This is a genomic window from Photorhabdus sp. P32 (assembly GCF_038085095.1).
GTDB lineage: Bacteria > Pseudomonadota > Gammaproteobacteria > Enterobacterales > Enterobacteriaceae > Photorhabdus > Photorhabdus luminescens.
Window position 1 is genome coordinate 1 of record NZ_JAZGJN010000212.1, and the last position, 23440, is coordinate 23440.

Sequence of the window (23440 nt, forward strand, 5' to 3'; positions counted from 1 at the left end):
CATTTTGAAGTTTATTGGGTATCTAACAATTAGTTCGCTTTTCACCTTAAAACAGGGGAAATAAGCGCATGATAAAATCTAAGAAAAATTAATTAAACATGACAGGGATATATTGTAAAAGGACGTGGTGTTATCATTTCGGATAATTTTATATTGTATTTAATTTGGTGGTAATTATGATTTTGATATTATTTAAATATATGCTAAATTTTTCTTGAAAATTAAAATGAAATACATTTATTTAATGATAATTAAAGGGTTGTTTTTAAATAATACTATTTTGGTTTGTTATTGATTTTTTTATGTTTTTTCAGTAAATTTTTTAATGGATTGATTTGAGTCTAATTAACTTTATGGTTGTTGCGATAATAGATAATAATAGTTATTAAATCATTATTTAAGCGATATGTTTTTATGTGAAATTTTATAAAAACAATTAATTTTATTATTAAATAATTGGCAAAAATTCACATTTCCATAATGCTTAATAATATCAGATTGTGCTATACGAAAAGCGAATGACATATACCCAATGGATTTCAAGATGCATCGCGACGGCAAGGGAGCGAATCCCCGGGAGCATAGATAACTATGTGACTGGGGTGAGTGAGCGCAGCCAACAAAGAGGCAACTTGAAAGATGACGGGTATATTCAAGTTAAATATTAAATCAGGTCATCGGAGATATGTTTTTCGAAGACAGCAACATACCTGAGGCAATAAGCGAAGTTAAGTGACGCCAAGCCGCAGGATATCGAGTTAAAAGGTGTGAAGGAATTAATTGTAGTGTATTTCGTGGTCAGTACCGTTGCTTAACTCCATCGACTTTAACGAAGTGGATAAAGCATTAACAGAAACCGATGGCACTGACAGTCTAATATGGCTTTTGGGGAAATGTGATGACTGATAAAGAAATTAATACCGTTGGCTCATTGAAAGCGAGTTTTAAGTCTGGTGTGCGACTTATGCCGGAAGCATTTTCCTACTTGATTGATGAGGCATATAAGGCATATGAAATCATTGATGGCGCTCATGGGGATGGCCCAACCGCAGGGTTGAAACGAGATGGTAAAGGAAAACTGGCCCTTAACATTCGCCATTCTGGCGGGTTGAGCCCTAATCAAGGCGCTTTGGCCTTATCGCTGAAGCCAGAAGGTGGACTCTCTTTTGATGGGGGAGGGTATCTGAAATTGGATGCTGCTCGGCAGGTTCAGTTTGCAGATTTTTTCAGTTTATCTCGGCGTGAGCGGATAGAGATCACACGGGTGTTGGGTTTGAAACGCACCATGATGACGCGTATTGTTTCTCCCACTCTCTCTCCCGAGGCGCGTGAATCCTTTGGCTATTCTGTTAGCTTGAATGCAGTGGGAGACCGTTTAGCGGTTGGGATGAATACTAAAATCTGTATATATACGCGCCGGAAGAGTGGTGAGTGGAATACAAGCACGCCTATTGTGCTTGAGTCTTATCAAAGTGATTCTTCATGGGATGTCAGTCTGAATGCGGCGGGAGATTGCCTAGCGTTGGCAAATAGGTTCAGACAGAGGGTTGGTGTACATATGCGTGCAAATGGCGTCTGGAATGTAAGAAAGCCCGTTTGGTTTCCGGCTCCGAGCCGTATTGACGTCTTTGGCCTGGGTGTCAGCTTGAGCGCAGCGGGAGATTGTCTGGTGACTGGGTGCGAATTCAAACCTGCGTTAGATTCTGCGTTCCATATGTTTACACGCACGAACGGGATCTGGGATAGCGAAAATCCCATTAAGTTTCCGGTCCCTTCGAGTTCTTATGAATTTGGCAAGGCTGTCCGCCTGAATGCCGCAGGAAACTGTCTGGCGGTGCATGGTTACGATGATTTCACAATAAGCACGATTTATGTGTATACACTCACGAATGGGATCTGGGATAGCGAAAACCCGATTAAGCTCAAGCTCCCTGAAGGCAGCTCATCCCTTTTTGGCAAGATTTTTAGCCTGAATGCAGAGGGAGATTGTCTGGCGGTGGGGGAGGTGCGTGATTATTTCCCCATTATTAATGGAAAAGTTTATCTGTATACGCGCACAAATGGGATCTGGGATAGCGAAAATCCTATTAAGTTTTCGGTTCCTGCAAGCGACGTAATAGATTTTGGACGCTCTCTCGAACTGAATGCTGCGGGGGATCGTCTGGCAGTGGGGGCGGCTTCCCGGGTGTATGTGTATACCTGTCTGAATGGTAAGTGGAATATGGAAACGCCGATGGAGATTTTGAACCCTTCAGGCAATTCAGATAATTTAAATGGTTTTGGTGGGCCTATCGGCCTGAATAAGGCGGGGACGAGTTTGGTTGTTAGCGCAACGTCAGAAAGTGTCGATTTTAAGCTCAAAGCCGGTGCAGTTTATATCTTTGAGAATATCAATTGATGCCCATACAGAAGACAGATGACTGTCTAATACGGCTTTGGGGAAATATGATGACTGACAAAGAAATGAATATTATTAACTCATTGAAAACGAGTTTTAAGTCCGGTGTTCTGCCCACACCTGAAGAATTTTCTCACTTGATTGATGAGGCATATAAGGCATATGAAATCATTGATGGCGCTCAGGGTGATGGCCCGACCGCAGGTCTGAAACGAGATGATAAAGGAAAGCTGGCCCTCAACGTTCACCATTCTGGTGGGTTAAACCTTGATCAAGGCGCTTTGGCGCTATCATTGAAGCCAGAAGGTGGGATCTCTTTTGATAGGGGAAGTCGTCTGAAATTGGATGCCGATCGGCAGATTCAGTTTGCGGATTTTTTCAGGTTATCGCGGCGGGAGCGGATGGAGATCGCACAGTTGTTAGGTTTGAAACGCAGCGCCAGCACCACGATGACGCGTATTGTTGCTCCTTCCCCTAAAGCGAATGAGTTCTTTGGCGCTTCTGTTAGCATGAGCGCAGCGGGAGACTGTTTAGCGGTTGGGGTGGGTGATAAAGTCTGCGTGTATACAGGTCGGAAGAATGGGTGGAATACAAGCACTCCCGTTGTCTTTGAGGCTTATGGAGATAGACGTCGTAGTTCTTCATGGGATATCAGTTTGAATGCGGCGGGAGATTGCCTGGCGTTGGGATACAAAATTAGTTCTCGAAAAGCGGAAGCTTGTGTGTATATGCGCACGAATGGCGTCTGGGATACAAAAAATCCCGTGGTGTTTACGATCGAAAGTACAGAAGAATATTTTGTTGTGAATGTCAGCTTGAGCGGAGCAGGAGACTGTCTGGTGGTGGGGGGCGACCGCTATTCGTTTTATATGTATACACGTGTGAATGGAATCTGGGATAGAGAAAACCCTATTAAGTTGTCTCCTCCTGGGGCGGAAGGGGTTAGTCCGACTGTTTGCCTGAGTACTTCGGGAAACTGTCTGGCAGTGCATGGTTTCGATGTTTCTTATCCTCCTGACCCTGCAATAAACACGGTTTATGTGTATACACGCACGAATGGGATTTGGGATATAGAAAATCCCATTAAGCTTGCCCCTGAAGATGGCGTACCCCTTTTTAACTGGGTTTTTAACCTGAATGCAAAGGGAGATCGTTTGGCGGTTGGGGCGGATTATTATTTACCTACTAAGGGGAAGGTTTATCTGTATACGCGCACAAATGGGGTCTGGGATAGGAAAAATCCCATTAAGTTTTCGGCTCCGGCAAGTGACGTAACGTATTTTGGCAACGCTATCAAACTGAATGATGCGGGAAACCGTCTGGCAGTGGGGGCGGCTTCCAGGGTGTATGTGTATACCTATCTGAATGGTAAGTGGAATATGGAAAAACCTATCGAGATTTTGGACCCTTCAGGTAATTTAAATGATTTTGGTAAGGCTATCAGTTTGAATAAGGCGGGAACGAATTTGGCAGTTGGCGCGAGTTCAACCAAGGTTGGTTCTGTGTCTGGAGCGGGTGCGGTCTATACCTTTGAGAATGTCAAATGAAGACAGAAAACGGAGAACAGGTGACGGTGACTGTCTAATACGGCTTTTGAGGACATATTATGACTGATAAAGAAATGAGTTCTGTTGACTCATTGAAAGCGAGTTTTAAGTCTGGTGTGCGGCTTATGCCAGAAGCCTTTTCCCATTTGATTGATGAGGCATATAAGGCATATGAAATCATTGATGGCGCTCAGGGGGATGGCCCGACAGAAGGGTTGAAACGAGATGGTAAAGGAAAACTGGCCCTCAACACTCGCCATTCTGGCGGGTTAAACGCTAATAAAGGCGCTTTGGCGCTATCACTGAAACCAGAAGGGGGACTCTTTTTTGATGGGGGAGGATATCTGAAATTGGATGCCGATCGGCAGGTTCAGTTTGCGGATTTTTTCAGTTTATCTCGGCGTGAGCGGATGGAGATCACGCGGGTGTTGGGTTTGAAACGCACCATGATGACGCGTATTGTTTCTCCCACTCCTAAGAAGAATGAATCCTTCGGCGGTTCTGTTAGCATGAATGCTGCGGGAGACTGTTTAGCGGTTGGGATGGGTAATAAAGTCTGTGTATATACGCGCCGGAAGAGTGGTGAGTGGAGTACAAGCACGCCTATTGTGCTTGAGCTTATTCATAATGAATATTATAGCTCTTTATTTAATGTCAGTCTGGATGCAGCGGGAGATTGCTTGGCGTTGGGAAATAGAGCGCCCGCTGATGGCGGAAAGATGGTTGGTGTATATACACGCACGAATGGCGTCTGGGATGCAATAAATCCTGTTTGGTTTCCGGCTCCGGGCGCCAGTGAATTATTTGGTGTGAATGTCAGCTTGAACGCAGCAGGAGACTGTCTGGTGGCTGGGGGCATATACCACTCTACGTTCCATATGTTTACACGCACGAACGGGATCTGGGATAGAGAAAATCCCATTAAGTTTCCGGTCCCTTCGAATTCTTATGAGTTTGGCTGGATTGCTCGCCTGAGTGCTGCGGGAAACTGTCTGGCGGTGCATTGCCACGATAGTTACGAGCTAAGAGGCATGATTTATGTGTATACACGCACGAATGGGATCTGGGATAGTGAAAACCCCATTAAGTTCGAGGCCCCTGAAGATAGCTCACGTGGTCTTAGCAGGGCTTTTAGCCTGAATGCAGAGGGAGATCGTCTGGCGGTGGGGGCGGATGATAATTTGAAGGTTTATCTGTATACGCGCACAAATGGGATCTGGGATAAAGAAAATCCCATTAGGTTTTCGGCTCCTAGCGGCGTAACGTATTTTGGCAGCGCTATCGAACTGAATGGTGTGGGAAATCGTCTGGTAGTGTGGGCGGCTTCCAGTGTGTATGTATATACCTGTCTGAATAATAAGTGGAATATGGAAACACCTATTGAGATTCTGGACCCTTCAGGTCCTCCAGACTATTTCAAGGGTCTTGGTAAGGTTGCCTGCCTGAATAAGGCGGGGACAAGTTTTGCTGTTGGTGCAGTAGTAGAGAGTGTCGATTCTAAGCCCAAAGCCGGTGCAGTTTATGTTTTTGAGAATATCAAATGATGGTCTAATCTAGGGCAGCCCCATGCTTTGTATATATTACAAGGAAATGGAACTACCACAATGGGTGGTGATGCACTGATGCAGTGCGCGGCTAATGGTCGGTAAACTATATAAGTAAGCCGCTGAAATTTACGTCAGACTCAGCGGATTCAATATTGTTTGAAAAAATAGTCAATCATTTCTTGTTCAAATTCTAAGGCATCACGTCGTTCTGCAAGGTAGCTTTTTAGTACAGTGAGTGAGCGTAAGCTTTCGCGCAGTTGGATTTCGTTTTCTATATTTTGCCGCAATTTTTTGCAATGTTCGTGGAGGTTATTCTCTATTGCTTTCGATGTTTCACCTCCCAGTGTGCGCCAAATCATGCCCGGTAATGAATCAGATTTTTTTAGCTGATTAAGTTCATTGGCTAATATATCTATACGTGCTTTGAGCAATTTATTGACGTCGGATATATCCCGGCTGTTAAAACTGAAAGTTGGATCAATGTACTTGTGGTACATGTTTATTATCGTCCAGACATCATTATCTTTCTTGGCTTGTGATAACTGTACCATCAATTGGTTTTTTTTCTTTTTCTCATCTAAATCCTGTTCACGATCTGGATGCAGTACCTTGGCTATTTTTCTATACATTTGGCTCACTTCCTGCGATTTAAACAAAGAATCCAGTTTTTTCTGGTCTTCTGCCGCAGGATCGAAGTCAGTGGTCTCTTCTGCATCATATTCATCGTGGAAATGTTCTGATTCCCGTTGAAAATGCTGTTCTATGGTGGAACGCATTTTTTCGGGATTTTTTATCATATCAAGTAATTCTTCATCAGATATTTCTTCATTAAGATCAAAATATTCACCAAAAGTCTGCCGGATCTCAGCCATCTGTTCTGGTGTCGGAATTTCCTCTTCTTTAAACGCATGAAGATTGGAAAAGTGATCGGTCAACTTATTGAGATCGAGGTTTTCGTTAAAGGGGTAAGTACATAATTCAGCAATCTCTTCTTCTATCCAGGAAAATAATTCTCTTCGTTGGTTTTTCCCCAGCGATTTTTTATCGGCAAATGAAAGCAACCGCGCCGCTTTATCATATCTGGACTGCATATATTGATGCTCTACCGGTAAGACCTCTTGTTGAAAGCGCATGAACAGTTCGTCTTGCTGCTGTTGTAACTTGGCGATCTTCAACTGGTATTTTTCGATGGACGTCCAGTAAGTTTTGAATTGTTGCTGAGGTGTTTTTGGTATCTGTTGTCCGCTCGATTTGCTTTTTTTTAGTTTTTTGTGCATCAATGTGTTATTCCCAATATAGATCAATGAAATGAAGGGTGCTCTCGTTGTTAATCCATTAGCCCGATTTTTGATAATTCCCCGTTGTTGCTTATTCCTATTTTGCAGTATATTTTTGCAACACGCAAAACGTTATTGTTGAGCAATTGTTACGTTGGCTTACAAACGGTGATTTTTGCTAATCCGTTCTTCCCTGATTGCAACAACCGTTTCACAGTACATTTCGTTTGAATTATTCATGCTTGAGGACTCTGTGAGCAGATACGAAGCCCGATTTGAACAGGAGGGTGGTGCTTACAAATACGATCAAAACAATAAAAAGCAGCACTACCGCAATGGGCGGTAATGCACTTAATTAAACCTGCACTCTATGGCCGGAAAGCATAGAGTGACGGGCAGCTTGGCCGTTTGAGCCATAAAGAGAAGGGCTATGGTGGCTTTTTAGAAAAGCGATAGCTTGGCTGTTTAGTTCAAGATGTTGAGTTAATAGCAGACCATTATGGGTGTTTAAATCACGAATCTGGGTAACCGCTTTGCCGATCTGTCGCCATAATGCGGCAAGCGCAGGCTGCTTATCATAAGGCGCAGTGATGTTTAATGCTTTGCTCAAATTAAGACGTTGCTGTTCTGAATGGCTAAGAGCAGATAACAAAAAATTCTTCCGTTCTGTTATCTGGTGCAAATCTCGTGCTTCAATAAAACCTGCGCACAAAATACGCTGCTCTTCCGCCATAGTTTGGGTCAGCGAGGTCAAATAGGTCACTTGCTGTTCGAGTAATTGTTGTAGTTCTTCCATAGCGGGTGCAATTATTTTTTATCGTACTGAAAGTTTTCGGCGGCTTCTTTGAGCAAAGCGTCTGCGATTTTACCGCTGTTCATTTTTAAGGTTCCTTGAGCAATAGCTTCTTTCAACTTTTGCACCTTTTGGATATTGATATCCTGGCTGCTTGGTTGAACCAGTTTTGTTTGTGCTTCGCTCAGTTTTACTTGCGCATCGCTGCTTTGTAAGGTAACGCCGGAGGTTTTGCGGGTGCCCTGGGCGCTGCTTTCATTAGTGGGTCGCTGTTGAACGGCAGCGATTGCTAATAAGGGGTGAGTGCGTTCGATACTCATAATCATTATCCTTTGTGGCCAGGCATAGGTTCACCTATGGATCGGAGCAGGTTACATGCCATTTGCATACCTGCAAATCGTGCTCTGCTGGTTATATCGGCACAGTGAAAGAAAACTTTAGTAACTTATAACATGATTTTTACACTGCCGTTTTCTAATGCCTGGCCGGTTATAACATGCCCTGAATTCATTCGAACCCTGACTTTATCAGAAATGGCGGCGTTATTAATAGCTTTCCCTTCGTTCCGTATCTGAAAGCCATTTCCCTGTACAATCACCACCACACTCTGGCCTGATCGTATAGCCCACGCGCGGCGTAACATATTACGTGTAATGACTTGCCCCGCCGGGATGTTACGTATCGCAATGCTGTTTTTTATTTCATTTTTGTTAATAACCAGATCACGGGGGAGTTTTTCCAGTAATCCGCTGCTGATCTGAAAATCGCCCTCTGATAAAACATCATTACGTGAGAGGCCACGGCGGGCAACCAGATAATTTCCTGTCACACTGACAGCGACTTGAATGAATTTGCGTTGTTGATGGCAGATAACAGGTAAAGAGAGGTTTCCCCAATGTTGACCGCCAATAGCAGGTTGAATTTCTGGCCGTTCACATTGGGGCCATTGTTGTTCAGGGGTCCTGATGTCAACAGAAACTTTGTGATGACTATCCTTATGTATCTGCTGGAAATAGCGCTCTATAGCTTGGGGTAAATTATTGCCCCATGCCATCGAAGTGATAAAGAAAAATGCGAACAGCCCGATAATATTTATAGCTTGCATCTTCTCGCTCTCATTATTTCTGTAGGTCAATCCGCCGCTGTTTAGTCGCGTACTGTTTAATCGCGTATATACCCGTTATCTTTCAAGTTGCCTCTTTGTTGGCTGCACTCACTCACCCCGGTCACATAGTTCTCTATGCTCCCGGGGATTCGTTCCCTTGCCGCCGCGATGCATCTTGAAATCCATAGGGTATAAGTGTACCTGCATTGAATATCGGTCAATGGGATAAATAGCAATCCAATTAGCGTCTATTCATCCGATAGGCTTTTCCTTCTGCGTTTATTCTGTTTACTGCGAATTTCACGATCGCGAACAGCGCTATTAAAGATTCACAACACAGGTCAGTCACATCAGAGGGAGGAATATGCTCGATAAATTAGATGCAGCCTTTCATTTTCAGCAGGAAGCCCTGTCATTGCGATCACGGCGACAAGAAATATTGTCCGCTAACATCGCCAATGCGGATACGCCCGGTTATCAAGCGCGGGATATTGATTTCGCCACACAACTGAAAAAAACCATTGCACACGGTCGGGTCACTGGAAACGGGATCGGGCTGACGCTGACATCCGATCGGCATATTCCTATTCAGCCTCAGAAGAGAATGGAGATGGACTTGCTGTATCGGGTGCCTTATCAGCCAGCAATGGATGGCAACACGGTGGATATGGATATGGAACGCAGCAATTTTATGGATAACAGCTTGAAATATCAGGCTGAACTGACGGCGACCAGCTCTCAAGTTAAAAGCATGATGTCAGTCTTACAGCAAGGATAAGGGCAATGTCTTTACTTAGTGTTTTTGATATTGCCAGTTCGGCATTATCAGCTCAATCCCAACGATTAAATGTCAGCGCCAGCAATATGGCAAATGCCGATAGCGTTGCCGGGCCTGATGGTCAGCCATATCGGGCTAAACAGGTGGTTTTCCGTGTTGCCGCGCTGGCAGGGCAAGAAACCGGCGGCGTCAGAGTCAGTGAAATTGTTGATGATCCCACTCCTTTCCGCCTTGAGTATCAGCCGGGACACCCGTTGGCTGATGAAAAGGGTTATGTGCGGATGCCAAACGTTGATGTGGTCGGAGAAATGATTAACACCATTTCCGCTTCCCGTAGTTATCAAGCCAACGTTGAAGTGCTTAATACCACTAAATCGATAATGTTGAAAACATTGACGTTAGGTCAGTAACAGGAGTGACTCATGTCTATTACCAGTTCAGTGAATGAATCGCCGAATAACACGATTGTTGGAGAGTCAGCATCGACTAGCAAGAAAAAGGGTAGTGAAGAGCTGAATAGCAACTTCATGAATTTGCTGTTAGCGCAAATGAAAAATCAAGACCCAACTAACCCGATGAAGAACAATGAGCTGACCTCCCATTTGGCGCAAATTAACACCCTTGCGGGGATCGAAAAGCTGAATACCACTCTGGGGTCGATTGTCGGTCAGATCAATAATAATCAGCCTGTACAGGCATCGGCTCTGATTGGTCGGAAAGTGATGGTCCCTGGGGATACCATTTTGGTGGGTTCAAACAAAGAAGACGGGAGCGTCAGTATAGCACCATTTGGTGTTGAACTAGAAAGGCCAGCGGACAGTGTAAAAGTCACCATTACTGATAAACAAGGGATGGTTGTGCGCCAAATTGATTTCGGTGGGTTGGAAGCAGGTGTCCATAATTTCACTTGGAATGGAACAAAAGAAGACGGCGCTAATGTTGAGGATGGCGCTTATAACTTCACCATTACTGCTAGCTATAAAGGCGAGCAGAGAGTGTTTCAGCCATTGAGGTTCGCGGAGGTAAAAGGCGTTACTCGTGACGCGGACGGCGCTAAGTTAGATTTAGGACGGATCGGTACTGTCACAATGGATCAGATACGTCAGATTCTTTAACCAGCAAGAATTTTAACGGAGAATAGTATGGCTTTTTCACAAGCAGTAAGTGGTTTGAATGCTGCGGCAGGTAATTTGGATGTTATTGGTAATAATATCGCTAACGCGGCGACCTATGGCTTTAAATCCAGCACGGTTGCTTTTTCTGACATTTTTGCCGGTTCTCAAGTGGGTCTTGGGGTAAAAATATCAGGCGTTAATCAAAATTTTAAAGATGGTACGCCGACGACGACGAATCGCCCACTTGATCTGGCGATCACTCAGAACGGTTTTTTCCGCATGCAAGGCGGTGATGGTGGGATTTACTATTCCCGTAACGGTCAATTCAAGCTGGATGAGAATCGCAATATCATCAACATGCAAGGCATGAAATTGACCGGCTATCCCGCAGTCGGTGTCAATGGCGGCGCGCCGGAGATTCAGAAAGGGGCTAACCCTGAGCCGATTACAATCCCTCAAGGTATACTGGCGGCTAAAGCGACAACTAAGGTGACGATGACAACCAACCTTAATTCGATGCATAAAAAACCAACAGATGCTTTCTCGCCGGAAGATAAGGATTCTTATAACTATCCTACCAGTGTTACCACCTTTGATAGTTTGGGTAACCCACATGCTATCAAGGTGTTCTTTGTGAAAACGAACGATAATGAATGGCAGGTTCACGCTCAGGATAGTGCGGTTGAGGGTGCTAAAGCCGCTTCGCTGGGGACGTTGAAATTTGATGGCAATGGTAAACTGATTGGTGACGATAATCAGTTTACATTTAATGTTCCCTCTCTGAATGGTTCTAATGCCGCTGATATCACTATTGATTTTAATGGCAGTAAACAGCAGAAAATTGATTCTGATAGCATATCGGCACTTAAGCAAGACGGTTATGCCGCAGGTGAATTCAATGGTTACCGTATTGAGCAAGATGGCAGTGTCATCGGTACCTATTCCAATCAGCAATCTCAATTATTAGGTCAGGTCGTTCTGACTAACTTTGCTAACCCAGAGGGGCTGGCGGCACAGGGTGACAACGTTTGGATAGAGACGGGAGCTTCAGGTAGCCCAGTTGTCGGCATTGCGGGATCGGGGGGTTTTGGTAAATTGCTCAGCGGCTCGTTGGAAGCATCCAACGTCGATATGAGCCAAGAACTGGTTAATATGATTGTTGCTCAGCGCAACTATCAATCCAGTGCGCAAACCATTAAAACCCAAGATCAGATCCTGCAAACGCTGGTCAGTATGCGCTGATAGTTTCGGGATAGGATTATGGATCATGTCATTTATACCGCGATGGGCGGTGCGCGTCAGACATTAGAGCATCAGGCAGTGACGGCAAATAACCTGGCTAATGCATCGACGCCGGGTTTTAAGGCGCAACTGGCTGCTTTGCGAGCGGTGCCTGTTGAAGGGGCTGCTTTTAATACCCGAACTTTGGTTGTCGCTTCAACGCCCGGTTCTGACAATCGTCAGGGGCCGATGAACTATACCTCTCGTCCGTTGGATGTGGCGATTGGACAGGGGGGATATCTGGCGGTTCAGCTTGAAGATGGCTCTGAGGCTTACACGCGTAACGGCAATATTCAGATTTCAGCGGAAGGTCAGTTAACTGTTCAAGGTAACTTGTTGATGGGGGACAATGGCCCGATCAATGTTCCGCCGCAGGCTGAGTTAACCTTAGCGACCGATGGTTCTATATCTGCACTGATTCCTGGCGATCCGCCAACACAGTTGGGGCAGCTTGGCAGATTGAAAATGGTGAAACCGGAGAGCGATCAGCTAGTTCGCGGTGATGATGGCCTCTTTCACATGACGGAACAGGCGCAAACGTTACAGGGTAATGTCTTACCGGCCAGTGATGAGGCGAAATTAATGCCCGGAGTGCTTGAAGGAAGTAACGTCAATCCAATGGAAAGCATGGTGAGTATGATTGCCAACGCCCGCCGTTTTGAAATGCAGATGAAAGTCATCCATAGCTCAGATGAAAATGCACAACGTGCTAATCAGCTATTAGCAATGAGTTGATTTAGACACAGAGGATAAAACCGATGATCCGATCATTATGGATTGCTAAAACTGGGCTGGATGCCCAGCAAACCAATATGGATGTGATTGCCAACAACTTGGCGAACGTCAGCACCAATGGTTTTAAACGCCAGCGTGCCGTTTTTGAAGATCTGCTTTACCAGAACATTCGTCAACCCGGGGCGATGTCATCGGAACAGACCCGTTTACCTTCTGGTTTACAGATAGGTACCGGGGTACGTCCGGTAGCAACAGAACGTATACATAGTCAGGGAAACTTATCTGAAACTAATAACAGTCATAATGTTGCTATTAAGGGAAAGGGTTTCTTTCAGGTTCAGTTACCTGATGGCACCAGCGCCTATACCCGTGACGGTTCATTTCAGGAAGATCAAAACGGGCAGTTGACAACTGCTAACGGTTTTTTGATCTTCCCTACCATTACTATTCCTGATAACGCAACGGACCTCGACATCAGTCGTGATGGTGTTGTCAGTGTGAAAGTACAGGGGCAATCGGCACTTCAGCAAGTTGGCCAACTGACCCTGACAACCTTTATCAATGACAATGGGTTAGAAAGTATCGGCGAAAACCTTTATGTCGAGACTAGCAGTTCTGGCGTACCGATTGAAAACACACCAGGAATCAATGGCGCAGGGTTGCTCAATCATAAATATGTCGAAACATCTAACGTCAATATCGCTGAAGAATTGGTCAACATGATTCAGACTCAGCGTGCTTATGAAGTTAACAGTAAGGCGGTATCGACGTCTGATCAGATGCTACAAAAACTGACTCAGTTATAACCTAATCGTCAATCAGAACCGCGGGGAAACATTCAGTTTCCCCGTTATTCAGGGATAAATAAAGAGTATCGAAGATGGATACAATGGCTGTTGCCGAGACCAGCGCCGTTTGTCAGTTCCGCCATTTACGGAAAAATGTGGCGAATAAATGGCGTTGTAGTATAGCACTGGCGGTATTGTCACTAACGGGCTGTGCGTATATACCGCAAAAACCCTTGGTTGAGGGGGTAACCACCGCAGCACCTTCTGCGGCAACCGCGCCAGTCCCTAATGGCGCTATTTTTCAGGTAGTACAGCCGGTTTATTATGGTTATCAGCCGCTATTTGAAGATCGCCGACCACGAAATATTGGCGATACCCTGACGATTACATTGCAGGAAAATGTCAGCGCTAGTAAGAATTCTTCGGCCAATGCTAGCCGTAATGGAAAAAACACGTTTTCCGCAGCACTGACACCTCGTTTCCTGAAAGGGTTAATTGGTGGAGATAAAACCGATCTGGATATGGAAGCTGAGAATACTTTTGGTGGGAAAGGCGGCGCTAATGCGAATAACACCTTCAGAGGAACGATTACTGTGACCGTCGATCAGTTACTGGCAAACGGTAACTTACACGTGGTCGGTGAGAAACAGATTGCTATCAATCAGGGAACGGAGTTTATCCGTTTTTCCGGTGTGGTTAACCCACGGACAATTAATGCTAATAACACGGTCAGTTCCAATCAGGTCGCTGATGCCCGCATTGAATATGTGGGGAATGGCTATATCAATGAAGCGCAGCACATGGGGTGGTTACAGCGTTTCTTCCTTAATGTCGCGCCATTTTAACCGGGGATGGTTATGATAAAACAATTTGCTGTCAGCCTTCTTCTGGTATTGCTGGCTCTGGTGACAACGACTGCATCAGCAGAACGCATCCGTGATCTCACCACGGTTCAAGGGGTGCGGGAAAATGCGTTGATTGGTTATGGATTAGTGGTTGGGCTGGATGGAACTGGCGACCAGACTACTCAGACGCCATTTACCACCCAAAGTTTAAGCAACATGTTATCCCAATTGGGGATTACCGTTCCTCCGGGAACCAATATGCAGTTGAAAAACGTGGCTGCCGTGATGGTCACTGCGAAGTTACCGCCGTTTGGCCGTGCCGGGCAGAATATTGACGTAGTGGTTTCCTCATTGGGGAACGCTAAAAGCTTACGTGGTGGTACTTTGTTGATGACACCGCTAAAAGGTGTTGATAATCAGGTCTATGCTCTGGCGCAGGGTAATATATTGGTTGGCGGCGCCGGCGCCAGCGCCGGGGGAAGCAGTGTAAAAGTCAATCAGCTTGCGGGTGGTCGGATTAGTAACGGCGCCGTGATTGAGCGTGAATTGCCTACGCAGTTTGGTGAAAATGGCATACTGAATCTTCAATTAAATAACGAAGATTTCTCACTGGCGCAGCAAATCAGCGATACGATCAATCGTGCGGGCAGAACGGGAACCGCAACGCCGCTGGATGCCCGCACAGTACAATTGCGTATGCCGAGAGATAAAAGCGAGCAGGTTAAATTCCTCTCCCATGTGCAGAATTTGACTGTGCGTGTTGATGTCGGCGATGCCAAAGTGATTATCAACTCTCGTACCGGTTCTGTTGTAATGAACCGCAATGTCATGCTGGATAGCTGCGCTGTTGCTCAAGGGAATCTTTCTGTCATTGTCGATAATCAGGTGGTTGTTAGTCAGCCAAATACACCGTTAGCCGGCGGCAGTACTGTTGTGACCCGTAATCCCGCGGTTGCTGTCCGTGAACAAAATGGCGCATTGCAGCAGGTTAACGCCAGCGCAAGTTTGAGCCATGTTATTCAAGCGTTGAATGCATTGGGTGCGACACCGAATGATTTAATGTCAATCTTACAGGCAATGGAAAGTGCAGGTTGTTTACGGGCGAAATTGGAGATCATTTGATGAATGATTTTTTAACCCTGCCCGGAGCGGCTTATGATGTTCAGTCGGTTAACACGTTAAAATCCAATCTGGCAAAAGATCCACAACAGGGGCTACGGCAAGTAGCCCAACAAATGGAAGGGCTCTTTGTTCAGATGATGCTGAAAAGTATGCGTTCGTCCCTGCCTAAAGATGGCATGTTGAGCAGCGAACAGACTCGCCTCTATACTTCGATATACGATCAGCAAATCGCGCAGAATATCGCTCAGAAGGGGTTAGGTTTTGCCGATATGCTGCTCAAGCAGCTTTCTGGCACTAAAACTGTCCCCAGTGAAATCGCGGGCAAGATACCTATGACGCCGGATAACGAGATTTTGCAAACCTTGCCAAGGCAGGCGCTTGAGCAATTTATACGTCGAACGGTACCGAAACCCGAGGCGGCGCCAAAACCGCTACCGCTGAACAGTACGAATTTTGTATCCACGCTCTCGACCCCTGCCCGGATAGCTAGCCAACGCAGTGGTATTCCCCATTTGCTGATTATTGCTCAGGCTGCATTAGAGTCCGGTTGGGGACAAAGAGAGATTCTGACCGCTGATGGTAAGCCAAGCCATAATCTGTTTGGCATTAAGGCGGGTAAAGGTTGGAAAGGGCCGGTAACCAATATCTTGACCACAGAATATATCGACGGTGAGCCGCAGAAAATGAAGGATAACTTCCGTGTTTATGGCTCTTACGTGGAAGCGATTGAGGATTACGTCAAATTACTGACAGAAAGCCCCCGTTACGCCAACGTTGCCCGCTCTATGACCCCGGAGCAAGGGGCTTATTCCTTGCAACAGGCGGGTTATGCAACGGACCCCGGATATGCGAAAAAACTGGTCTCAGTTATTCAACAGCTAAAAGGTGCTGGAGAACAGGCGGTAAAAGCGTATACCTACGATTTGAGTAAACTATTCTGATCTCTATTTTGCTCAAGTTTTATTGAGTTCAGCCGATAAATAAAAGCAGTTCAGACGTTGTTTTTAGCTATCTGAAAGATTGTTTGCCGCCGCCAGCGGAGACATAAATAAAACGCAAAAGGATCTTCTGATGTCCAACAGTCTTATTAATACCGCGATGAGCGGCCTTCAAGCTGCTCAGATTGCTCTGGGAACCGTGAGTAATAACGTCACAAATGCCAAAGTTCCTGGTTATAACCGGCAATCAACCGTTATCAATCAAAACGGCGGCACGATGACGTCCGTTGGCTTTATCGGAAATGGTGTTACTGTTACCAGTATTAACCGTCAATATAACGAATTTATTAATCAACAACTGTCTTCTGCGCAGGAGAAACAGGGCGCATTAACCACCTATTATCAGCAAATTTCCCAGGTTGATAATTTGCTGGCAGATAAAGCGAATAACCTATCAAATACCATTGATGACTTCTTTACTAGTTTACAAAATGTCGTCAGTAATGCGGAAGATGATGCAGCCAGAACAACCGCGATTGGTAAATCAAAGGGGCTGGTAAACCAGTTAAAAAGTGCGGATGACTTCCTGCGTAAAATGGAAAATAACATTAATCGGGGAATAAATAACTCGGCTGAGGCTATTAATAACCATGCGCAGCAAATTGCTAAACTCAATGGTGAAATTACCCGTATGAGAGGCGGCGGTAGTGCTGAGCCGAATGCATTACTGGATCAGCGTGATCAATTGGTCAATGAACTGAATAAACTGGTTGGCGTGAGTGTGACTCAGCAGGACGGTGACACGTATAATGTGACTTTTGCCGGTGGATTGACGCTGGTTCAGGGGACAACCGCTTACCGAGTAGAAGCGATTTCATCCAATGCAGACAGTAGTCGCATTACATTAGGCTATGATCGTGGTTTTGGCGATGTTGTTGAAATTGATGAAAGACACATTGATAAAGGGCAATTAAGCGGCACATTACGGGCGCGTAGTGAAGTGCTGGATAACTCCCGTAATCAGTTAAACCAATTAGCGTTGGTATTGGGCGATCAATTTAATCAGGTTCACCGTTCTGGTTTTGATTTAAAAGGCAAACCGGGTGAAGATTTCTTCACATTTAATAACCCGGATGTGATTGCCGATAGTAAAAACAAAGGTTCGGCTAATTTTCAAGTGGAATATACCGATACCTCAGCGGTAAAAGCCAGTGATTATCATATTCGCTACGATGGGGCTGATTGGAAAATCCAGCGTGCCTCTGATAAGGCGGATATTGCTGCCAAAGTAACAGGTAATACACTGGAATTTGATGGATTAAAAGTTGAAATTGATCCAACCAATGCAAAAGAACACGATCGATATACACTGAAAGGGGTCAACGGTGTTATTGGCAGTATGGCGGTTAATATTAAAGATGCATCGCAATTGGCGGCTGCTGGTACTAAAGATGGCGGTCCGAGTGATAACGTCAATGTTAAAAAACTCATTGAATTGCAGAGCAAAAAATTGGTAGAGGGTAAAGCATCATTTTCTGGCGCTTATGCTTCGATGGTTAGTACCATTGGTAACCAGACCAGCACGGCGAATGTTGATTTAGAAACGCAGAATAATATTACTAAACAACTTTACGCTGAACAGCAGTCGGTTTCCGGCGTTAACATAGATGAAGAATATGGCGCATTACAAAACTTACAGCAATACTATCTGGCTAATGCGCAAGTGGTCCAGACTGCCACAACACTATTTAATGCCATTTTGGAACTCCGTCGTTAATAAACGCTGTGACTGGGGTGAGTGAAAGCAGCCAACAAAGCAGCAGCTTGAAAGATAAAGGGTATAGCTGAATATTTAAAAGGAATGAAATTGTGCGCGTAAGTACCAATATATTGTACGACCAGAAAATGACGGGTATCACTACTGCTCAATCGAAATGGATGCAGCAGGGAGCACAGCTATCCAGTGGTCAGAGGGTAATAAATCCATCCGATGATCCGATGGCGGCATCTCAGGGTGTCATGGTTGCTCAGGCTGAATCTCAGAACCAGCAATATATGACCGCTCGCTCATTTGCTAAGAACGCGATTTCCATGCAATTGAGTGTGGTATCCAAAGCTGTCGGTGTGGTTCAAAATATTCATGAAAGTCTGGTAGCCACAGTAAACGGTATATTGAGTGATGAAGATCGTAACTCATTGGCTATTCAACTAACAGGATTTAAAGAACAACTGGTGAATTTGGGTAACACCACCGATGGTAATGGCCGCTATATTTTTGCCGGTTATAAAACGGATGTGAAACCTTTTGATGAGAGTACAAGCGGTACAGTTAGCTATCGGGGCGGTTCTGAAGAAATGACTCAGAAAGTGGATAGCAACCGCTCTATGATCGTTGGACATACTGGGGCTCAAGTATTTCTCTCATCGACGAGTAATCCGATAAAAGAACCGGATGGCAGCCCGAGTGAATCTGATGTATTTAAAACCATAGACATGGCGATTCAGTCATTGAAAACACCATTGGCCGAGGCAGATCAAAAGAGTCGTGATGATGCATTGGAATTGTTGAATAAGGCTAACCGCGGCGCCCGCAACGCGCTAAATAATATCTCTTCGGTGGAATCGGTATTAGGTTTACAACTGAGAGAAATGGAAGAGTTAAATAGCCTGGGGGCAGAACGCAGCCTGGCTAATAAAAGCCGTTTGAGTGAACTGGTTGATGTAGAATGGAATTCAGCAATTTCGAATTATTATCAGCAACAAACAATACTTCAAGCATCGTATAAGACATTTGTCGATATGAAAGGCATGTCGTTGTTTGAAATATTCCGCTAATTTGATTTTTACTTTAATCGCTGGTTTTCAGGCCAGCGATTTTTCAATTAAATATCCTACGTCATTATTTATTGTTTAAATAATTCTGTTTTTCTTTCTTAGTTAATACTCCTATAGGTGTTTGTTTTAATAAAATCAATGCTATTTTTTCGCAATTAAATATATACGGCGGATTCGACTGATAAGTGGAAAAGAAAAATATATCGTTTGAAGTATTACGTTAATTTGGTTTCCTCTTTTGTTTTTATTACTGATTCAGGTCAGCGATTTTTGCTAATAAAAGCATTATAGTTCGTTTTAACGTAACCTATTCAATATATTGAAATTTTTCGCCAAAACTCTGCTTGTGTCTTAGAATAAAATGTCGTTATTTTAAAAAAATAAGTTGATTATTTCTTCCCTCTGCTGCTCTCCCGCTCATATGTTGAACAGGTAAAGTTTGGTTAATGAACAATGTGCGGTAATCATTTCAGTAAAAGAGGGTGAAATTATGGTTGTTTTACGTGATCTGCTTAATTCCCTGAATCTTGACCTCATGCAATCAGGAGGAATGTAATGACAGATTCAGGGTTGGTTTTTACACTTGCTGCGGGTAGTCTCCCGGAGAAAACTTTTACTGTGGTTGACTTTACGCTAGATGAAGCGCTATCAACATTATTTTGTCTGGAGGCGACATTAACCAGTGCTGACCCGGATATTGATTTTGCGGATGTTCTGGATCATTTTGCGACACTGACCGTTTATCGTGATGGAAAAGTAGAACGCAGTGTCACTGGGATTGTGACTCAGTTTGAACAAGGTACGACAGGTCGTCATCGCAGTTATTATTCCTTGACCCTTCACCCTAGTTTATGGCGTGCGGGATTACGGGTTAATTCCCGTATTTTTCAGCATCAATCTGTGACCGAAATTGTCGAAAAATTGTTGAAAGAAAATGGTGTTAGAAACTTCCATTTCCTATTGCGTTATGAGCATTCTGAACGGGAATTTTGTGTGCAATATGATGAAAGTGATCTGGCGTTTCTCCATCGTTTATTGGCTGATGAAGGAATATTTTATTATTTTGATTTTAGTGAAGAGCGGGGAGAGCCATTAATTGTTTTTACTGATTCTTATCGAATAAATAGCAACCATTCACTGCCTTATCATCCAGAATTGGATACCTCCGTAGGCCAATGCAGTATCAGTCGATTCTGTTGGCGTGAACAGGTCGGAATTGCCAATATTATGTTGAAGGATCGTACTTTTAAAAACTCACTGTGGGGGGCTGAATATGAATATTACGAACGCCAAATTAACCACCAGCGTTCAGATTTGCCCAGTTACACTTACTATGATTTTCCCGGGCGCTTTAAAAAAGGTGCGATTGGCGAGCGCCTGAGTCAATATCGTCTGGAAGCGCTCCGCACTGATGCTATGTTTGGCCGTGGGCAAAGTGACTGTTTTGCTCTGGCGCCGGCATCAGGGTTTACGCTGACTGATCATCCGAAAGCGCAATTTAATGCCCTGTGGCTGGTCATTAGCATCAGCCATCACGGTAGACAGCCACAGGCGGATGAATCCCGTTTCGGTGAAATGGGGACGACCTTAACGAACGATTTCACCTTTGGCGATCGTAACCGGGTATGGCGCCCCTCGCCTTATCCTAAGCCGCGCATTGACGGCCTACAAATTGCGACCGTGGTTGGCCCGGAGGGGGAAGAGATCTTTTGTGATGAATACGGGCGTGTGCGGGTACAGTTTGCCTGGGATCAATATGGCAAATTCAATGACCAAAGTTCTTGTTGGATAAGAGTCAGTCAGGCTTGGGCCGGCAAGCGTTGGGGCATGATTGCTATCCCGCGTGTAGGGCAGGAAGTGTTGGTGGATTTTCTACATGGCGATCCCGATCAGCCAATTATTACTGGGCGTACCTATCATGCCGCTAATGTTGTGCCTAATCATCTGCCGATATCAAAAACCCAGATGTCCATTCGTTCAAAAACCCATAAAGGGGATGGTTTTAATGAACTGCGATTTGAGGATGAAAAAGACCGAGAAGAGGTGTTTATTCATGCTCAGAAAAATCTGGCGATTAAGGTGCTTAATTCCCGGGATGAGCGAATTAATTACAACCGTACCACCAGCATTGGCCATGATGACGAACTGGTGATTGCCAATAACCGTAAAATAACCGTTGATGGGCAGCAGGAACATAAAACCACCGGGAACTACGTTGTTCAGGTTGAGGGTGACAAAACTTTGCAAGCTGGCGGCAATGTGGCACAGAAAGTTCAGGGTATGCTCAGTATTGATACCAATGGTGATATTACGGTGCAAAGCGGCAATAAAATCAGTTTGAAAGTAGGTAATAGCTTTATTGTTATTCATGCTGATGGTGTTGATATCAAAGGTCCATCTATTAATCTGAACTCAGGGGGGAGTCCTGGAGATTTATTGCGACCGGCGAATCCGGTTATTTTGCAAGCTGCCGCCAGTGCCGGTTCCTTGTTTGTTGCACATTGTCCGAAGGAGGATAACAACTGATGGCCGCTGAAAAATATTATGCCGTCATTGACGGTGCGATTGAATACCGATTGTTTTTTATCTTGGAAAATTTTAATCCCCCTGCGGTTTGTCTTTATGACGAATCTTTATCACCTGAACTGCTTAAGGTGGCGCCTTACTTGGTGGAGGTAACAGAAAAAGTCGGACTGTATTTAGAGGAATGGCAAACATGCTGGGGAATTTGTCTTCACTCAAAAGCGGATATGAAAACATTGCGTCAGCATTTACGCAAATATCTTCAAGTATTATTACCCGATCAAGATAAACCGGTATTTTTCCGATTTTATGATCCGCGCAATATCTGGGAGTTTCTCAGTGTCCTCAGTGACTGGGAAATTCACTGTTTTCTGGGGCCGATAAATAAAATTAGCACTTCTCTGATGGGGGTTAAGCATGAAGATAATTTTCACGCGGTCAGAAAACAATTTCCCGCAGAGGCATGCTCCAGACAAAAGATGTTGCGGATCACAACAAAGCAATATGCTCAGTTAAATGAGCTATTCGAACAACGATATATTAATAAACTGACGCAATTTATTAATGAAGTCAATTACCATAATGGCGCCGGTACGATAGATTTGCCATACGACTCCCTGTCGGCACATTCAGACCGGATATTGAAAAACCCGTTCCCTGAGACACATTATTTTCCCGCTTACATGGATGAGGCGACATTTATTCAACATAAAACCTTAGCAGAGGATTGTTTTTATTTTTGTCGTGATAATGAAATCACTGATGAACGCGCCATTGGAGGGTTTCTCTATTTACTGATGGAGAGACATATCAATCAGTTTGAGCACATCCCGCTGGCATGGTTAACCGCACTCAGAGACCCCCAGTGGCCGGGTTATTATCGGATGGAAACATTATTAAAAAGCGAATTGGGTTTTATCCCCGATTAGGTAATTAAAAGGTAATTGATATGGCTGAGCAAACTATTTCACACCGTGCCGGTGTTGCCTGCATGACATGCGACAACCCGGACCCCTGTATTTATAAAATCAGCGTCACTTTTGGTCAGAATACTCAGATTTGGCCGGAAAAGCCGGTAATTAAGATGAGCCTGATTGATCATGGAAAAGGTCAAAAAGGGACGATACAGATTGAAACTAAATGTAATAATGCGGCTAAACATCATGCGGTGCTAACGGGGGGACAGAAAGAGAAAACGCTAGAATTTAATGCTCCGCAGGAGGTGACATTATTTTATAAAGATCAGTTGGCAGACGCTGAGATTGAAAGTGATTTGGAAAGTGTCTGGTTTTATTTATCTAATCTTGCCAACCCGACAGATATCTACAGTGAACCGCGTTATTATAAGTTAATAACCCAGGGCTGCCTGGATAGTCAACAGTACGCGACGATAGCGGTTTACCCGTCGGTCAGTTTTATGGTTTCGGTTGGATTGAGCTTTGATTTTTCTCATGGAGAACGCACTGTAAAAGAGCGACGTGATGAACAGAAAAAAGCGCGTCAGGCGATGGAAAATGTCAAGCCTAAAAATGGCAATAAACTGCGCAGTGGGTGGACAACCCATACGGACCCATTTTATCTGACCCGACAGACGGCCATTAACGTCGAATACGCTTTAAAGGTTCAGGATATGGATTATTCGGCGAAGTTTGCGGAAATTAATAAGGTGAGGAAAAACCTGCCCAATTTAGAGGTCATCAATCGGGTGGAAAAGCTACTGGGTTATACCAAACAATACCTGGCGCCCGATCCGGATTCAAAAGGCACCCGCAGCTACCAACTGCTTGAGCTCAAGGTGGACCCCAACACAAAT

The 23440-nt window shown here is 44.6% G+C and carries 20 protein-coding genes and 1 pseudogene; 17 read left to right on the top strand and 4 right to left on the bottom strand.

What is annotated here, in order from left to right:
* The first annotated feature begins 895 nt into the window (after positions 1-895).
* From V2H77_RS04485 to V2H77_RS04495, 3 genes are read left to right on the top strand one after another with little or no spacing between them, the layout of a single operon-like run.
* Entirely contained in the window at positions 896-2398 is a 1503-nt protein-coding gene (locus V2H77_RS04485) for a hypothetical protein (RefSeq protein WP_341497848.1), read from the top strand.
* A gap of 47 nt (positions 2399-2445) precedes the next feature.
* Positions 2446-3945 (top strand): hypothetical protein, encoded by a 1500-nt coding sequence (locus V2H77_RS04490; RefSeq protein WP_341497849.1) that lies wholly within the window; start codon positions 2446-2448, stop codon positions 3943-3945.
* 56 nt (positions 3946-4001) lie between these two features.
* Positions 4002-5489, top strand: coding sequence for a hypothetical protein (locus V2H77_RS04495; RefSeq protein ID WP_341497863.1), 1488 nt, complete (start codon positions 4002-4004; stop codon positions 5487-5489).
* A gap of 149 nt (positions 5490-5638) precedes the next feature.
* Here V2H77_RS04495 and V2H77_RS04500 read toward each other — a convergent pair whose 3' ends face one another.
* The 4 genes from V2H77_RS04500 to flgA form a co-directional block, all read right to left on the bottom strand.
* Positions 5639-6769: a hypothetical protein gene (locus tag V2H77_RS04500; RefSeq protein WP_341497850.1), complete on the bottom strand. Its 1131-nt coding sequence runs from the start codon at positions 6767-6769 to the stop codon at positions 5639-5641.
* Between the two features lie 355 nt (positions 6770-7124).
* On the bottom strand, positions 7125-7565 hold the full coding sequence (locus tag V2H77_RS04505; RefSeq protein WP_341497851.1) for a flagella synthesis protein FlgN: 441 nt from the start codon (positions 7563-7565) through the stop codon (positions 7125-7127).
* A gap of 11 nt (positions 7566-7576) precedes the next feature.
* Positions 7577-7882: a flagellar biosynthesis anti-sigma factor FlgM gene (gene flgM, locus V2H77_RS04510; RefSeq protein WP_049582025.1), complete on the bottom strand. Its 306-nt coding sequence runs from the start codon at positions 7880-7882 to the stop codon at positions 7577-7579.
* Positions 7883-8007: 125 nt separating this feature from the next.
* The gene (gene flgA, locus V2H77_RS04515; RefSeq protein WP_341497852.1) at positions 8008-8667 is read right to left on the bottom strand and encodes a flagellar basal body P-ring formation chaperone FlgA; all 660 of its coding nucleotides are present in this window, start codon (positions 8665-8667) and stop codon (positions 8008-8010) included.
* A 364-nt stretch (positions 8668-9031) separates the two neighbouring features.
* Here flgA and flgB point away from each other — a divergent pair, with 364 nt between their 5' ends.
* The 14 genes and pseudogenes from flgB to V2H77_RS04585 form a co-directional block, all read left to right on the top strand.
* Positions 9032-9445, top strand: a complete 414-nt coding sequence (gene flgB / locus V2H77_RS04520; RefSeq protein ID WP_036775736.1) for a flagellar basal body rod protein FlgB — start codon at positions 9032-9034, stop codon at positions 9443-9445.
* Between the two features lie 5 nt (positions 9446-9450).
* Positions 9451-9855, top strand: a complete 405-nt coding sequence (gene flgC / locus V2H77_RS04525; RefSeq protein ID WP_341497853.1) for a flagellar basal body rod protein FlgC — start codon at positions 9451-9453, stop codon at positions 9853-9855.
* 12 nt (positions 9856-9867) lie between these two features.
* Positions 9868-10560, top strand: a complete 693-nt coding sequence (flgD, locus tag V2H77_RS04530; protein WP_341497854.1) for a flagellar hook assembly protein FlgD — start codon at positions 9868-9870, stop codon at positions 10558-10560.
* Between the two features lie 27 nt (positions 10561-10587).
* The gene (flgE, locus tag V2H77_RS04535; RefSeq protein WP_265380733.1) at positions 10588-11802 is read left to right on the top strand and encodes a flagellar hook protein FlgE; all 1215 of its coding nucleotides are present in this window, start codon (positions 10588-10590) and stop codon (positions 11800-11802) included.
* A gap of 18 nt (positions 11803-11820) precedes the next feature.
* Positions 11821-12576, top strand: a complete 756-nt coding sequence (locus tag V2H77_RS04540; RefSeq protein WP_341497855.1) for a flagellar basal body rod protein FlgF — start codon at positions 11821-11823, stop codon at positions 12574-12576.
* 23 nt (positions 12577-12599) lie between these two features.
* Positions 12600-13382: a flagellar basal-body rod protein FlgG gene (flgG, locus tag V2H77_RS04545; protein ID WP_341497856.1), complete on the top strand. Its 783-nt coding sequence runs from the start codon at positions 12600-12602 to the stop codon at positions 13380-13382.
* A 74-nt stretch (positions 13383-13456) separates the two neighbouring features.
* Positions 13457-14209, top strand: coding sequence for a flagellar basal body L-ring protein FlgH (locus tag V2H77_RS04550; RefSeq protein WP_341497857.1), 753 nt, complete (start codon positions 13457-13459; stop codon positions 14207-14209).
* 12 nt (positions 14210-14221) lie between these two features.
* A complete protein-coding gene (locus V2H77_RS04555; RefSeq protein ID WP_132344467.1) occupies positions 14222-15331 on the top strand; it encodes a flagellar basal body P-ring protein FlgI in 1110 nt (369 codons plus the stop codon).
* Positions 15331-16272, top strand: coding sequence for a flagellar assembly peptidoglycan hydrolase FlgJ (gene flgJ, locus V2H77_RS04560; protein ID WP_445935459.1), 942 nt, complete (start codon positions 15331-15333; stop codon positions 16270-16272). Before V2H77_RS04555 ends, flgJ begins: the two co-directional genes overlap by 1 nt.
* A gap of 130 nt (positions 16273-16402) precedes the next feature.
* On the top strand, positions 16403-18046 hold the full coding sequence (gene flgK / locus V2H77_RS04565; protein WP_341497859.1) for a flagellar hook-associated protein FlgK: 1644 nt from the start codon (positions 16403-16405) through the stop codon (positions 18044-18046).
* Positions 18047-18138: 92 nt separating this feature from the next.
* Entirely contained in the window at positions 18139-19104 is a 966-nt protein-coding gene (flgL, locus tag V2H77_RS04570) for a flagellar hook-associated protein FlgL (protein WP_341497860.1), read from the top strand.
* 555 nt (positions 19105-19659) lie between these two features.
* Positions 19660-21630 (top strand): type VI secretion system Vgr family protein, encoded by a 1971-nt coding sequence (tssI, locus tag V2H77_RS04575; RefSeq protein ID WP_341497861.1) that lies wholly within the window; start codon positions 19660-19662, stop codon positions 21628-21630.
* On the top strand, positions 21630-22556 hold the full coding sequence (locus tag V2H77_RS04580; protein WP_341497862.1) for a DUF4123 domain-containing protein: 927 nt from the start codon (positions 21630-21632) through the stop codon (positions 22554-22556). The genes tssI and V2H77_RS04580 overlap by 1 nt, the downstream gene beginning before the upstream one ends.
* Positions 22557-22576: 20 nt before the next feature.
* Positions 22577-23440, top strand: a pseudogene (locus V2H77_RS04585) (hypothetical protein); the annotation flags it as partial.

Coding starts and splice junctions, on each gene's coding strand:
- V2H77_RS04490 (WP_341497849.1), top strand. CDS start 2,446: ATGATGACTGACAAAGAAATGAATATTATTAACTCATTGAAAACGAGT.
- V2H77_RS04500 (WP_341497850.1), bottom strand. CDS start 6,769: ATGCACAAAAAACTAAAAAAAAGCAAATCGAGCGGACAACAGATACCA.
- V2H77_RS04505 (WP_341497851.1), bottom strand. CDS start 7,565: ATGGAAGAACTACAACAATTACTCGAACAGCAAGTGACCTATTTGACC.
- flgM (WP_049582025.1), bottom strand. CDS start 7,882: ATGAGTATCGAACGCACTCACCCCTTATTAGCAATCGCTGCCGTTCAA.
- flgA (WP_341497852.1), bottom strand. CDS start 8,667: ATGCAAGCTATAAATATTATCGGGCTGTTCGCATTTTTCTTTATCACT.
- flgB (WP_036775736.1), top strand. CDS start 9,032: ATGCTCGATAAATTAGATGCAGCCTTTCATTTTCAGCAGGAAGCCCTG.
- flgC (WP_341497853.1), top strand. CDS start 9,451: ATGTCTTTACTTAGTGTTTTTGATATTGCCAGTTCGGCATTATCAGCT.
- flgD (WP_341497854.1), top strand. CDS start 9,868: ATGTCTATTACCAGTTCAGTGAATGAATCGCCGAATAACACGATTGTT.
- flgE (WP_265380733.1), top strand. CDS start 10,588: ATGGCTTTTTCACAAGCAGTAAGTGGTTTGAATGCTGCGGCAGGTAAT.
- V2H77_RS04540 (WP_341497855.1), top strand. CDS start 11,821: ATGGATCATGTCATTTATACCGCGATGGGCGGTGCGCGTCAGACATTA.
- flgG (WP_341497856.1), top strand. CDS start 12,600: ATGATCCGATCATTATGGATTGCTAAAACTGGGCTGGATGCCCAGCAA.
- V2H77_RS04550 (WP_341497857.1), top strand. CDS start 13,457: ATGGATACAATGGCTGTTGCCGAGACCAGCGCCGTTTGTCAGTTCCGC.
- V2H77_RS04555 (WP_132344467.1), top strand. CDS start 14,222: ATGATAAAACAATTTGCTGTCAGCCTTCTTCTGGTATTGCTGGCTCTG.
- flgJ (WP_445935459.1), top strand. CDS start 15,331: ATGAATGATTTTTTAACCCTGCCCGGAGCGGCTTATGATGTTCAGTCG.
- flgK (WP_341497859.1), top strand. CDS start 16,403: ATGTCCAACAGTCTTATTAATACCGCGATGAGCGGCCTTCAAGCTGCT.
- tssI (WP_341497861.1), top strand. CDS start 19,660: ATGACAGATTCAGGGTTGGTTTTTACACTTGCTGCGGGTAGTCTCCCG.
- V2H77_RS04580 (WP_341497862.1), top strand. CDS start 21,630: ATGGCCGCTGAAAAATATTATGCCGTCATTGACGGTGCGATTGAATAC.